The 13,964-nt window shown below is 40.8% G+C and carries 10 protein-coding genes and 2 tRNA genes; 1 reads left to right on the plus strand and 11 read right to left on the minus strand.

The features are described from left to right. Positions 1-7 precede the first annotated feature (7 nt). The 10 genes from OXU73_00735 to ruvX form a co-directional block, all read right to left on the minus strand. Complete coding sequence (locus OXU73_00735) at positions 8-733, minus strand: RNA pseudouridine synthase (protein MDD9867846.1); 726 nt, start codon at positions 731-733, stop codon at positions 8-10. Between the two features lie 12 nt (positions 734-745). Beyond that, a tRNA-Val gene (locus OXU73_00740) sits at positions 746-820 on the minus strand. 114 nt (positions 821-934) lie between these two features. Next, entirely contained in the window at positions 935-1,909 is a 975-nt protein-coding gene (locus OXU73_00745) for an ABC transporter substrate-binding protein (GenBank protein MDD9867847.1), read from the minus strand. Between the two features lie 71 nt (positions 1,910-1,980). Next, entirely contained in the window at positions 1,981-2,745 is a 765-nt protein-coding gene (locus OXU73_00750; GenBank protein ID MDD9867848.1) for an ABC transporter permease, read from the minus strand. Between the two features lie 2 nt (positions 2,746-2,747). Next, positions 2,748-3,440, minus strand: coding sequence for an ATP-binding cassette domain-containing protein (locus OXU73_00755; protein ID MDD9867849.1), 693 nt, complete (start codon positions 3,438-3,440; stop codon positions 2,748-2,750). A 75-nt stretch (positions 3,441-3,515) separates the two neighbouring features. Next, positions 3,516-4,559: a mechanosensitive ion channel gene (locus OXU73_00760; GenBank protein MDD9867850.1), complete on the minus strand. Its 1,044-nt coding sequence runs from the start codon at positions 4,557-4,559 to the stop codon at positions 3,516-3,518. 7 nt (positions 4,560-4,566) lie between these two features. Continuing rightward, the gene (locus OXU73_00765) at positions 4,567-5,520 is read right to left on the minus strand and encodes a calcium/sodium antiporter (GenBank protein MDD9867851.1); all 954 of its coding nucleotides are present in this window, start codon (positions 5,518-5,520) and stop codon (positions 4,567-4,569) included. A gap of 41 nt (positions 5,521-5,561) precedes the next feature. Continuing rightward, entirely contained in the window at positions 5,562-6,674 is a 1,113-nt protein-coding gene (locus tag OXU73_00770) for a hypothetical protein (GenBank protein ID MDD9867852.1), read from the minus strand. Positions 6,675-7,043: 369 nt separating this feature from the next. After that, positions 7,044-7,130, minus strand: a tRNA-Ser gene (locus tag OXU73_00775). Positions 7,131-7,270: 140 nt separating this feature from the next. After that, on the minus strand, positions 7,271-8,362 hold the full coding sequence (gene ruvX, locus OXU73_00780; GenBank protein ID MDD9867853.1) for a Holliday junction resolvase RuvX: 1,092 nt from the start codon (positions 8,360-8,362) through the stop codon (positions 7,271-7,273). A 23-nt stretch (positions 8,363-8,385) separates the two neighbouring features. Here ruvX and OXU73_00785 point away from each other — a divergent pair, with 23 nt between their 5' ends. Then, complete coding sequence (locus tag OXU73_00785) at positions 8,386-8,886, plus strand: hypothetical protein (protein MDD9867854.1); 501 nt, start codon at positions 8,386-8,388, stop codon at positions 8,884-8,886. A gap of 27 nt (positions 8,887-8,913) precedes the next feature. Here the strand turns inward: OXU73_00785 and OXU73_00790 are convergent, their stop codons facing one another. Then, the gene (locus tag OXU73_00790; protein MDD9867855.1) at positions 8,914-13,950 is read right to left on the minus strand and encodes an Ig-like domain-containing protein; all 5,037 of its coding nucleotides are present in this window, start codon (positions 13,948-13,950) and stop codon (positions 8,914-8,916) included. Positions 13,951-13,964: the final 14 nt, after the last annotated feature.

The following is a 13,964-nucleotide window of genomic DNA, read 5'->3' on the forward strand; positions in this document are numbered from 1 at the left end:
AGAAATCTTACAAAACATTAAGCGCTTTTTCAAAATCTTTTGGTGTAGGTGCCTTAAATGTGGTGGGTTCGGCGCTTGAGGACGGCAGACGAACAGTTATTGAGTGGGCGTGAAGTGCGAGACGGTCAAATCCCAAGATGCAGTCAAGCCCAGAGGCATATCTTTTGTCACAAACTATGGGGTGACCGATTGACTTCATATGAACCCTTATCTGATGAGTCCGACCTGTTTTTGGAAACAAAGAGATAAATGACGCTTCTTTTGATGCAGACAAGACAACATATTCCGTTATCGCTTCACGCCCACTCTCACTTGCCCGTGCAACTGTTTTTTTTCTTATATCTTTTTTGTCTGTGATGATGTCACGCGAAACAGTCCCTCGTTGTTTTTTAACATTTCCATATACAAATGCTTGATATTCTTTTTTCACTTCCCTGCTCTGAAACTGCCGTTTCAAAAACATAAAACATTCTCTTGTCTTTGCTATCACGAGGACACCCGATGTCTCACGGTCAAGACGATGGACTATCCCTGGTCGTAAAATTTCTTTTCCTTCTTTTGTAATGAATGGTTCGCCCACTTCAATAATATCGGGATACTTATCAAGAACCCAATCAGCGATGGTCTCTTCATCAGACGCTCTGCCCTTGTGCACCAAACAATGCGCGGGCTTGTTTATCACAACCACATCCTTATCTTCGTGGAGAATTATGAAATCTGACTTTTTGTCCATTTAATTTTTATGTGGGCGATGGAGGGTTCGAACCTCCGACCTTTCGGGTGTAAACCGAATGCTCTAAACCAACTGAGCTAATCGCCCCCATGGGTGTTTACCATTATAACCAAATTTATCAGAATTTTTCACTATAGGCAACTTAAACCCCCGATGAAATCGGGGGTTTAACCATACTTACTTACAAAATTTCCAAAAAATTTAAGGAAGTATATCTCTTGTTGTGAATACAGTATCGCCCAACAAACCTAATTCTTTATAGGTATCAATGGTTTCCTGCCATCCCCTTTCATTTTGATCTCCGTAGTTGCCGTCAATCAACTTATCACACACACGCTCCCAACTATTAGCAACATAATTTGGGTCTTTCTCTGGAAATTCTTCTAAGAATGAAGCGACTGCGTCATCTTTATTCCGACATCCATCCCTGTAAGCACGCACTACTGCTCTTGACACATCTCTTATGAGTTCTTGCTCTGTTTCATAAGCGCTCCTTGATGTTACGATGTTTAGACCATATCCAGTAACACCATATTCAGCCAACAAAATCTCATATACTTCATTATCAAGCGCGAGCTGCACCGGACTTAACTCGGTGTAGTTCAAAGAAGCATCTATCGTGTCAGATAGAACTAAGGGAATGTCTGCACCAGTAAGTGAGACAATCTCAACATCATCATCATTAATGCCGTTGATTTTCATAAATGCCTTCAGTTCGTCCTTTGTTATGCTGTTTGGATAAACCCCAATTCTTTTTCCTTTCAAGTCTTCAGGTGCTTCTATACCCTTTGATCCCAAACCAAACAAGGTCGTTGGTATTTTCGGATATAAAACACCGAGCGAAACAATCTCTGCGCCGTTGCTGTTTGCTATGACTGTTGCACCGCCAGATGCCGTCCCTATTTTGTATTTACCAGCAGCAACCGAAGAGGTAACATTGTGAGCACCCCATGAGGTTATGATGTCAACATCAAGTCCCAATCTCTCAAATAAACCGCTTGAACGGGCATAATAAACGCCAAGGTAGGTTGGTTCTGCCTGCCAGTCAATAATGAACTCAAACGGTGTGAGCTGTGCGCTACCAACATTTTCATCGTCAGAAGAATTTCTAAACCCATATACCACTACTATGAGTATTATCACCAACAAAACAAGTAATAATATTTTTCCTTTCATAATTTAATGTTTTTAATGTCTATTAATATATATATATATATATTAAAATGCTAAGAATATCAAGTAGCCCATTACTGCTCGTGTCTAAAGCGTTTTAACACCACTTCCTGTAAAAACTTTATAAAAGTCAATAAAATCAAGCCTATAAAGGAAAGAATAACAAGAGAGGCAAAAGTTCTATCTAAGCGAAAATCAGAACCAGATGAGATGATCACATGACCAAGACCTGTGCCTCCACCGAAAAACTCAGCGAGAATTGCCGCTATGAGAGCAAAAGGTGCGATTATTTTTAATGAGCCAGCAATATTGTAGATTGAATTAGGTATGCGACAATATAAAAATTCTTGCCATTTGGTGAAGCCGTGATTTCTCATAAGCTCAATATAATCTTGACGAGTATTTAATAAGTTCGTCATAACAATTATTACAAACGGAAAAAACGGAAGTAAGAACGCGTTTATAATCTTTGATATACTTCCAAACCCAAACCAAACAATAAACAACGGAATGAGTGATTCTCTTGGGAAACTTTGGAATATGACTATATAAGGCTCAAATATATAAAGCAAAATCTTTGAATACGCAATTAAAAATCCAGTTATGGTTCCAGCCACTATGCCAATCAATCCTCCCACTCCAGCGTGGAACAATGTTTCAAGCGTTGGCTGAACAAAAAATTCTCTTTCATTCCACAGGGTTGAAAAAACATCAAGCGGTGCAGGGAGAATAAATTTAGGAAAATCCCAAATTATTATTACCAACTGCCAAACTGCCAGTAATAAGAGTACCGATATTGTGTAGTGGATTATGCTTTTTAATATATAAAATAATTTCATAATCATTCTTCTAATATGCTACTTTTAATCTGTTCTACAGAGTCGCTTTCGTCTGATTGAACAATACGACGAATACGAGATGGTTTGTTTTTACCTAATACAACAGATCGTTTGGAATACAAGGTGGCATCATATAGGTCGTGCGTAACAAACAAGACCACTGCGCTGTGTGATTCTGCAAATTTGAAAAGTTTTGTTGCTATTTCATCTTTTACTCGCCAATCAAGCCCATTAAATGGCTCATCCAACGACAAAATCTTTGGCTCGTTTATCACTGACTGTGATATTGAGGCACGACATCTCTCCCCACCAGAGAGTTCGTGTGGGTATTTGTCTTTGATGTGGTAGGCAGAAAATTCATTTAGTATATGGTTGATGTCAATTGACTTTATGCCACAGAGTTTAACCACGAGAGATAGGTTTTGCTCAACAGTGAGCCAGTGTAAAAGCGGAAAGTTTTGTAGCGTTCGTGATGTGTTTTTGTTCAGCCACTCTTTAGTCCGAGCTTCACCATCAACAAACAACTCACCCTCAAGGATGGGCGTTGTCCCAGATATTGTTTTAAGTATTGTTGTTTTGCCACACCCCGATGGTCCAATTATAGAAACTACTTCTTTTTGGTTTGCTTCAAAATTAATAGGTTTGGTGACGGGCTTGCCTGCATATCCAAAAACACCATCTTTTATTTTTAACATAAGCTTTATCTTATATTTTTTATTGTATCACAAAGATGGGTGAGATTGGATGGGATTTGGATGGGATAATGAGCCTTATTTTGAAACAGGATAGACGGATGTTGCGAGTTTAATTTTATTGGATTCAAGTGATTTGAGAATTGCCACATTGACTGCCTCTGCGAGACTTACCCTGTTTGAGAGGTTTTTGTTGTTTATCTTGTATGAGACAGAGATCAATATGCCGTGCAGGTCAATGTCAGATATTCCCGCAGATATGAAGTCAACGCCATCAATTGCATCTATACTCTCCCCTAAAATCTTGCTTATATTCTCCAATTTTTTTGTCTGAGTGGTTGCTGAGCCGACATAAAAAGCAACAGTAATTTTTCTGTCTTTTGGATTTCTTGAGTTCTCTGTTGCGTTACCGGTTATGTCGCTGTTTGGTATGATTACTTCTTTACCTTGGCTGTCTCTTATAACTGTTGCGCGGAGCCCAATTCTCTCCACCACTCCATCATGTTTTCCTGTTTTTACATAATCGCCAACTTCCATTATATTGTCTGCGTAGATTGTGAAGGTGCTGAACAAATCCTCAAAAACTTTTCTTAGGGAAAGCGCTATCGCCAAACCACCGACACCAAGACCAGCGACAAGTGATGTTATGTTTACTCCGAGGTTGGAGAGGATGAGAAGGACCGCGATAATCCATATCAATATGGTCGTTGTCGCATCCATAAACTTTCCAATCGCTGTAACTCCCTTCTGTTTACTTTTCATCAGTGTTTTGTGTATTGTGTGAGTTACAATCAATCTCAAGCCACCAATCATCCTATACACAACCCATATCCAAAGCACTCCAAAAACAATCGTGCCGAGCAGGTCGGGAAGTGTCAGTAAGTTAAGCGCGATGATTGCTGCGACGACATAATAAAAATCTGACTTGAAAGATTCGGCTGCGTGAAGCATAACTCTACACACTGACTCTTCATCTTTTGAAACCATTTTTTCAAGAAACCTGATTATGTAAACGCGAAAAATTATCCCTGCGATGCTCACAACGATGAACACCACAAAGGCAGTAGTTAACTGCTCAACTGTGTTTCCGAGTATGATGCCTTGTGCTATTATTTCTTCCATATTGTGATTAAAATAATTCAAATAGGTTTCCTATAAAAATAATATAAAGTGCGATATAGAGCAACCCCTCCCAAGTGCGGATAACCCGTGCAAAAACCGTGATGGCTATCAAAATTGACGAAACAGCAAGGAACGGCATACCGATTGACAGTGCCTGTCCGTCAATGGGAAGTGTTGAAAAAAGACCTGCCAGACCTGCTATTATGAGGGAATTAAAGATATTTGAGCCAAAAATATTGCCGAGAATTATCTCTATATTCTTCTTCCTTGCTGCCTGTATGGAGACGCTTAATTCTGGAAGTGAGGTTCCTATGGCGATGGCTGTTATCGCAATCAACTCTTCCCCAACGCCGATAGTGCTGGACAAGAAAACAGCAGAACGGATCAGATAGATTGACGACACTCCAACGATGAGACCGCCACTTATCAGTTTTACCAAGTTGTATATATTGTCTTCTCTGCTTGTCCGCGGAACATTTTTTTTGTTGTCTTCATTTTTTTGTTCGGGCTGATTTATGAGTGTGTAAATGATATACACGATACCAGAGATAAACAAAACAATCGCTTCTTGGAACACTATCTCTCTGTCTATTATGACGGCAAGAAAGATAACTGTTGCTGTTATAAATATTGGGACTTCTTCTCTTGAAAGGCGTTTTGAAATGTAAATCCTTATTGAGAAGATTGCTGCTATTCCTATTATAAGTAATATGTTCGCAACATTTGAACCAATGACAAGTGATGGGACAAGTGATGGAGAGCCCTGCACAACTGCAGATATCGCACTTGAAAGTTCTGGCAGTGAGGTTCCAAAACCAAGCACAAACACACCAAGCACAAAGGGGCGCAACCCAAGAGCATAGCCAAGTTTTTCAGTTCCATCCAAAAACAAATCTGATCCTTTTACAAGAAGAAGAATTGTGAGAACAAAAACAAATATCCAAAAGACAATATCTAACATAAAAACATTGTACCACACGGAGCGATTGGTAATTCCTTATGCTATGGAAGTAATTCTAAAAGAAAAATTTTGCCTTCAGTTCGCAAAAGAGGGGTTTGGGGAAATCTGTCTGTTCCAAGATATGTCACATTGTTTATTCCAAAATGTTTCATACTTTCAATGCTGAAAGTGTGCCCGTCAACTCTGAAATCTTCTTGGGTTGTCTTTGTCAAAGCGTTTAATGCTGCTGCCCTGTCTATTTCATGTTGAGACATTCTTGTGGTTTTTGAAAAATAATTTGAAACATCAGAATTAACGCCAATCTTTTTATAAAAAGCGACTTCGTTTTTCAGATCTTGTTTGTATTCTGCGACCTTCTTTTTTAATTCTTCTTCAATATTAACATTATCAAGCTTAAGTTCTTCCACAATCTGCTTTCGCACAACTTCGCGAAACCTTCTGATTGCCTCTTCCTCTGAAATTCCATCAAGCTGACCTAACACATTGCCATGCCACCCTATTTGTGCCCCTGCTTCAATATACTTGTTGTCACCTGCTGGAAATATGTAATTCGCGCAAGATGAAAAGCAGAGGGTTCGCACTCGGACATCTATCTCGTTATCATATACCCAATGACCCATATATTTTCCGTGTTTTGTGTTGCCGCCATCGGAGTTTATTATGAGTGTTTTTATTCTTTTGTTATGTCTGTTAATTGCATCTGCAAAATCAGCATATGACTTTCTGTCAATAGGTCCTATAAATTCTATGGTGTCGTTGCGAACTGAAATTTTTGCTTTGTTATGAATTATGCCGTGCCTGTCTACCCAATGACCTTCACCCTCTTCTAATATGACAGTTGGTCTGTCTTTTGATTGTGTCGGTGGGACCCTGCTTGCGACATAAGAATCTGGGACGGGCTTGCTCGTGGTGATGGGTGTTTTTGGTTTTGGTGTAGGTTGTGTCGGTGCGGGTGTTGTTGGTGCGATGTCTATTGGTGGAGGTGGTGGTGGAGTGTCGCCAACATAAATAATGTTTCCCTCGCTGTCGTATTCTATGTATTTTGAATCATCAAAGTTCAACAAGACCTCTTTATAAAACAAACCAGCGACAAAGGATAAGATTATAAATACTACAAATAAGATTATAATTGTGATAATTAACCCTTTTTTCATATTTAATTACACTTTAATTATATCATTTTGTGGTTTTTGGGAAATGGGGTGGGAACACTCACAGTCGCTTCGCTCCTTTCTATTTATTATCGCTCGTGGCTTCGCCACTCGCTTGATTTTGCTCGCAGGCTCGCAAAGGTCATACTCACACACTCCAATCTATTTTGTTCGCTGTGCGCAAGGCACATCTTTTATTATTTATGCGGAAGGGGTGGGATTTTTCACTTGCTTCGCAAGTGAAACTGTTTTCTAAACTCGCTGTCGCTCGTTAAGAAAAAAGCGCCGAACCTATAGCCCTATCGGGCTCGTTCGAACCCACCCCATATAAAAAATAAAAGATGGTAATAAAACCATCTTTTATTTTGTATGCGGAAGGGGTGGGATTCGAACCCACGGTGCCCTTGCGGACACTCCGGTTTTCAAGACCGGTGCAATCGGCCACTCTGCCACCCTTCCAATAAATAATTGTACATTACATACACCTATATACAAAATGGCGGCACATATAGCGGCACACATAACGGCACATATGGCAGCACACATAACAGCAATCACGACAGCAACTCCCAATCAACACAACACCCCAGCGCCAAACATCAGCTGTGATAAACATAAAACACTGCACCCAAAACAATCAGCAAGATAATCGCAAAATAAATGTGATTCCTATATTTTTTATCCATGACATCAAAAATAGCAGTCCCAAAAAGGCTCGCACAAAAAGCGACAAGTAAAAATCGGGTTGCCCTTCCTATAAGCGAACCAATGAAAAATGCAATTAATGATATGCCCAAAAAACCACCGATGATCGCAAAGACCTTGTAAGGTATGGGAGTAAATGCCACTATGATTGTAAGAAATATGATGCTTGTCGTGTATTGTTCCACTTGCGCAAAATATTCATCAAAAGAATCTAAACCTGCCGCAAAATCCTGAAACAAAAAACCAATACCATAACTCGCCAGACCTCCAAGAACAGAACCTATCGTTGTAATAATCGCAAGCAAGAACCACGACTTCCTGCTTGAAAGAACCATCGGCACAAGAAAAAAATCGGGCGGGACAGGAAAGAAAATTGCTTCAAGAAAAGAGATGAGACCGAGGACAGACCTACCAATAAAATTGTCAGCGCTCCGCGCAAGGTAATTTTTTAATACACCAATCTTTTCAGCAAACTTGCTTTTTTGTGTCTGCTCGCCGCTCGCCACACCACCACTTCGCACAACACCATCACTTCGCACAACACCGCCACTTCGCACAACACCATCACTTCGTGAAACACCGCCACCCCTCTCATCCTTTTTCCTTTTGTGACTCATACGATCCAGATAACTCTGCAGAATTATTGTCGCAGCCCGTGCATCAATATCAACATCACTATCAACCCTCTTCGCCTCTGCCGTTGTGTACCACTCTGGCTCAAAAACAACAGGCACACCACAAAAATCATTTATCTCCTTCGCCATCGCCTTTGCCTCCGCCATAACCCTATTTTCAGCGCTCCCCATACCTCTCGGCTCACCGATAACAATGACACCAATACCCCTTTCTTCCACCATCCCCTTCACATCCTCTAAAACACCTTTTTTGTTTTTTAGAGTCCTAAGAGGAAACGCGACATTACCACTATCATCAGATACTGATACCCCTATTTTTTTCGTTCCAAAATCTATGCCTAAGTAACGCATTGAGTTCATTATATAATGTATATATGGACTTAAAACAAGAGAGCCAAAAAACAGAGCAGAAACAACTGCCCAATATATGCTGGAATGCCTATGAGTTTCAATACAGAAAGAAATCAAAAGACAGACCAATAATAGTGATGATTGTTTCAATAACCATCGCGGTGGTGGCGTTTATATATGACAACATACTCTTCGCGATTATCGCGATATTGGGCGGCATATTTATAAAAGTTTTATCCAGCAGAAAGCCCGACTTTTGCGAGTTCCGACTTAATGAAAAAGGAGCGATAGCAAGAGACACCGTATACAAAATTGAAACAATAAATGGTTACAACATAGTAAAAAGAAGTGAAGCAGAAACACAGTTGGTTTTTACAACCACAGAAACAATAGGCGGAACAGCACACTTTCCTATAAGAAAAAGAGATGTGGAAGCGATAGAAGAATATTTTTCATATTACGACATACCCAAAATAAAAGATTTAGACATAACAGTGTCTGAACTTATATCTCAACACATCTAAACACAAGAACTCCGCACGCCGCCAAAACTAATTACCCAAAAAGTTTCTGAAGAAAGTTGGTCTTATTTTTACTCGCGCAAATTGGCTCACCACAGGTTTTTCATCTCTTTTACATTCCAACTCATATCTTTTTTCTGTCTCAACCCCAGAGTCTGTTGTGGCAGTGATGGTGTATATGTATGCGCTGTCCTTATTACTCCATTTATATGCTATACCACCCGTACCCTCTGCATTGATACTCTTTTTAGTTCCTATTAGATTTTTACCAGGGTCGGCATCTGTTTTCTCAACAGTAGTAGTGATGTCATAAACACCACAAGTTAATTTTGGTTCATCCTCAGGCTCCACATCCTGAGATGTGTCTGATGGGGACCCAGTCGCTATATTAATCTTCTCTGATGACAAGAGATATCTATAAGAAACGTCATTATCAGAAGTGGTTCCCGTCTTTACCCTTACACAAACCTTCATACCGTTATTTGTACTTATGCTCGTTGAGTATATGTTACCTTCTTTTGTAAAGTCAGTGTATGGTGATGCTGATGAACAAGCATTCTTATCAGTGGTACTACCAGGCACAAAAGCAAATGCCACTTCCGTCACACCCTCCACATGAGAAACAACAAATTTATCATTCAAGACAGGACCTGGTTCAACATCATTTAATATTTTTACTGGTGACTCAGACAGGTACTCCCTTATATCCTCCGTGACAAGTTTTACATTATCCTCACTCCTTATCAACTGCGGCTCTGCAGCAAAACTTCCGAGAAAACCTTCCACAGAAAACTCACCGCGTATTCTTTTTGTATAAAATGGTGTGGTTAATCCACCGGCATTAGTTGGAGTTCCACAGTCCACAAAATAACGGAGTATCCCTGGAGATGCTACCCTTCCTGTACTTCCAGATGGTTTCTTCAAATCCTCTGGAGGTAAACCAAAGTTTGTCGCTGACGAAACGAGATTACCACAATCAAAACTTACATCTATCTCATTACCAACACCAGAATCTCGGATTGAGATATCTATGAATTGTTCACCAGGATTTGGAATTATATTCACAAGGTCGCGTGGTATCAACTGACCTTCTTCCAACCTCTCACCACCCAAACAAGAAGAGATCTCTCTGTCGGCATTTCTATCACAAAAACGGAAAAAACCAAAGTTATCACTCCAAGCCCATCCACGAAGCTCCCTCTCACCAAAAGGCGAATTTTCTCTATTACTTCTCACTACGACTTCATATTTTTTTTCTGTATTTAATGTTAATGTAGATGTAGATGTATTTGAATTGTCAAAAGAAATCCAGCCGAAATTATGGTCTTCATCCTTAAAACCCTTCACTCTCGCCCAACCTGTCAATTTGTGTACTCTGTCCTCATTAATTATCCTCGCCCTACAATCACAGGTTTGAGTAGCCGTTTCGCTGGAAGTCCGAGCATACAACTTAACACTTTTTATTTTATTATCTCGCGGACCTTGCCGACTGGCTACCAAAACCCTTGCCCCAGATGATGACAAAACAGGATTAGAACCTGCTAGACTATTACTGTCTCTTTCCCATGAATTACCTTGTTTTCTATATAAATAAACAGATTCCCTCCCTGAAAAACCACTATCAACAGCAATCGTGTTGCCCTTTACCGATACAAATTGACCTAAGTATGAAACAGACTCAACTGTCTCTTTTTCTGGTTCTGCATCAAGGTCTGAAGTCTCATAGATATATATCGCGCTTTCCCACGATGCACCCACCACAAGAGTGTCGCCATCTATCGCGACAGACCAGCCAAACCATCGAGATGAGCTAGATGGTGGTTGACGCGGTGGTGGTTGTAATGTTTTTATTTTTGATAGTGTCTTGGCATTATAAACATATACTTTACCTTGACTACTATTGGTTGCAGGTGCACCCACCACAAGCGTGTCGCCATCTGTCGCGACAGAGTAACCGAAGCCCAGGACAGTGCTTGGGTCTGGTAGAGTTAGAGTCTGCATACTCCCCCATCTCCCACCTTGTTTTTTCCAGTAACGCACAGAGCCCGTATTGGTTGGTATATTACTCACACCCAATACAATCAAGGAATCAGATATCGCCAAACTGGTTGCAGGTGTTGTATCACTATTGGTAACGAACTCAACCTCTTTTTTTGCTATTGCATCACTATCTGCCGTATCAAAAACATGAATTTTATATTTTTTAGAACTTCCTTCGGTCTCTTGAGTATCACTAAAAACAGCGACTTTATTCCCAGATGCACTTATAGAAGTTGGGCTTGTCACTTTCTCATTTTGCCTTGTCCACTCGTTGCCTGCTTCTGTTAAAACTACCAACTCGCCTTTTGATTTGCTCACCAAATAAATTTTTGGCGAAACAAAATCAAGCAAAGACACATCATCGCCAACCCCTAAGCCAAGCTCTTCGTTTATAAAAGATCTATCTTCATCCCAACTTGGGGTAGAAGTTAAACTTCCATCGCGACAAATAGTACCACTACCAAACATACCAGTAGTAGCAGGACAATTATTAACATCTTCCTTATTAAATGAAATCTCACCGATAATAGGATTGTATGCGATGCCACTTAACTCCGATGGACCAGGTTTATATGTTACTTTTATTTTGGAGTTGGTAGTAGTATCAAAAGGACACTTCTCGCCCCTACTATTTTCATCACAATTAAGATACACCCAACCAACCACACTATTCCAAAGTCGCCCCACAAGATTCCAGCCGTCAGACCCAGTATCGCTCGCACTTCTGTCTAATGGCTTTGGTGGAACTGTTTTAGGAGACGATATCTGCGAAAGGGAAACTGTATTTGTCGCTATTACACAAATCTTTCTTGTCTCGGTCAAACGTATGTCCGTGATTGTTGCTGTTTTTGTTTTGCCACTAACTGTGAGTGCGGGTGTGTTGGTGTATGACGATGCGCTGGTAGGACAGCTTTGGGTGGCTGAAGTGACATATTTCCATTTAATACTACCAACACCACTCTCTGCATCCGTCGCAGTCACAGTCGCCGTGGTCGTTGTGGCTCTCGGATTTGCTGGCTCATTAAACCTCACCTTAACTGTTGGTGGTGTGTTGTCTGACGCTGTAATTATTACCCTAAATGTCCGCGATGCTGTTCCATCTGCATACCTTACTTGTATTGTGTTTTGTCCATTGTCGAGAGGATACCTTCCTGTCTCTTCTCCTGCATTAAGTATTGGATAAATCCAGTAATGCCCCGATCTTCCTTTAGATGATGGACAATGTAGTGAGTTACTACCTCTAGATCCACCGTTCATACTTGTGGTATGCGCTAGAACAGGACTACCGTTGATATATAGAGATGTTGCTTGGCCAGCATCAGAACATCCTGATATCCAATTGAAATACCTTCTATTTGAAGTAAGTAAACCACCGTCTGATACAGTGTGTTGACTACAACCAGACCTAGCAGATGAACATAAACTAAATTTAAAAATTATTGGTGGTGTGACAGGAGGACGGGTGTTGTAGGTAATTGATCGTTGTGGTGCTGCTGTGTTGTCGTTCCCTGCTGCATCTTGTGCTACACCAGCTGCCACATTGATATTTGCTGTTCCATCTGAGTTTGCAGGCGGTGTGTATGTTGCCGTGTAAGTTGTCCCACTACCTGCGAAGTTTGAAAGCGTTCCAACAGATGCAGTAAGTTCAGCAGCAACAAAACCAGTAACCGCCTCAGAAAATCTCACTGTGATTGTTGAAGTCACGCCAACCCCTGTTATTGACAAGGGATTAGGAGTTATTGAGACCGTAGGAGGTGTGGTGTCTGCGGGTGGTGATGCAGGTGTTATGGTGATTGTTACTGGGTTTGACCACTGACTGCTACCCGATCTTGCCACTCGTATTTTATATGTTCCTGGGTCTCTTACTGAGTTCCAGAGATTACTACTAGGATACACTATATAATATCCATTGCCTCCTGTAGCAGATTGGCTCGCCGTAGGGCAGGCAGATTCATTCGTTGATGGATTTTTGTTTGGATCAGTTCTATGGGTTGCTGCCAGGTTTGCATACATGCCATTATCTTTTTTTATTTGGAAAGAAAGACTTTCTGTTCTTGTACGACAACCGAAGATATACACAATCTTATTGTTAGTAGTTGACCCTCCATTTGTGATTCTTGAACAGTTGCTATTCCAAGGGCTATACGAACCGCCTTCCCTACATGGAGTGCTACCACTACCAACACCAATCGCTGTGATTGTTGGAGCAGTTTGTGCGGGTGGTGGTGATGGTGCTGTTATGGTGATTGTAAATGTCTGTGATGCTGTTCCATCTGCATATCTTACTTGTATTGTGTTTTGTCCATTGTTGAGAGAATAACTTCCTACATCATTTCCCGCATTGAGTATTGGGTAAATCAAGTAATGCCCCGATCTTCCTATAGATGAAGGACAAATTATTGAGTGACTACCTGTAGAGCCACTATTCCTACTTGTGGTATGTGCGGGAACAGAGTTACCGTTGACATATAGAGATGTTGCCTTACCACCATCAGAACATCCTGTTACAGTCTGGAAATACCTTTTAACTGAAGTGAGTGAACCACCATTTGATACAGAATGTGGGGTACAATCATTGATATTTAATGTACATAAAGTAATTACAGAAATTGTTGGTGCAGTTTGTGCAGGTGGTGGTGGCGTTGGCACTTGTGCGGGTGCTGTTCTTGTAAATGTATGTTTTGTAGCAGATGATTCTTCTTGTGCGTTTGCCCCATTCACATCTGTCGCACCCAATACACAGACACTAATTTGTCCAGTTTGTGTAAGTGTGTCTGTTATTTCTGCCGTTGTGGTTGAGGTTGATACCGCTCTCCAAGAAGAAGAAGGGATGTAAGTCCCCCCAGAACAAGAATTTCCTGCCACAACCTTATACTTGTAGTGAGTAACACCATTCCCTCCCACATTTAAAGCAAGTGCACCTGCAGAACCTGTTGACCCTGCTGCTGGTGTTCCGTTGACACTTGCTTGTGCTGTTATGGTAATCGTTACTGCATTTGATTTCTGACTGCTACCTGGTTCTGCCACCTGTATCTTGTATG

The organism is Candidatus Campbellbacteria bacterium, assembly GCA_028817035.1.
Classification (GTDB): Bacteria; Patescibacteriota; Minisyncoccia; order Phycocordibacterales; family JABAAK01; genus JAPPQH01.

Excerpts from the sequence above, each read along its gene's own strand:
- OXU73_00735 (MDD9867846.1), bottom strand. The coding sequence starts at position 733 with ATGGACAAAAAGTCAGATTTCATAATTCTCCACGAAGATAAGGATGTG.
- OXU73_00745 (MDD9867847.1), bottom strand. The coding sequence starts at position 1,909 with ATGAAAGGAAAAATATTATTACTTGTTTTGTTGGTGATAATACTCATA.
- OXU73_00750 (MDD9867848.1), bottom strand. The coding sequence starts at position 2,745 with ATGAAATTATTTTATATATTAAAAAGCATAATCCACTACACAATATCG.
- OXU73_00755 (MDD9867849.1), bottom strand. The coding sequence starts at position 3,440 with ATGTTAAAAATAAAAGATGGTGTTTTTGGATATGCAGGCAAGCCCGTC.
- OXU73_00760 (MDD9867850.1), bottom strand. The coding sequence starts at position 4,559 with ATGGAAGAAATAATAGCACAAGGCATCATACTCGGAAACACAGTTGAG.
- OXU73_00765 (MDD9867851.1), bottom strand. The coding sequence starts at position 5,520 with ATGTTAGATATTGTCTTTTGGATATTTGTTTTTGTTCTCACAATTCTT.
- OXU73_00770 (MDD9867852.1), bottom strand. The coding sequence starts at position 6,674 with ATGAAAAAAGGGTTAATTATCACAATTATAATCTTATTTGTAGTATTT.
- ruvX (MDD9867853.1), bottom strand. The coding sequence starts at position 8,362 with ATGCGTTACTTAGGCATAGATTTTGGAACGAAAAAAATAGGGGTATCA.
- OXU73_00785 (MDD9867854.1), top strand. The coding sequence starts at position 8,386 with ATGGACTTAAAACAAGAGAGCCAAAAAACAGAGCAGAAACAACTGCCC.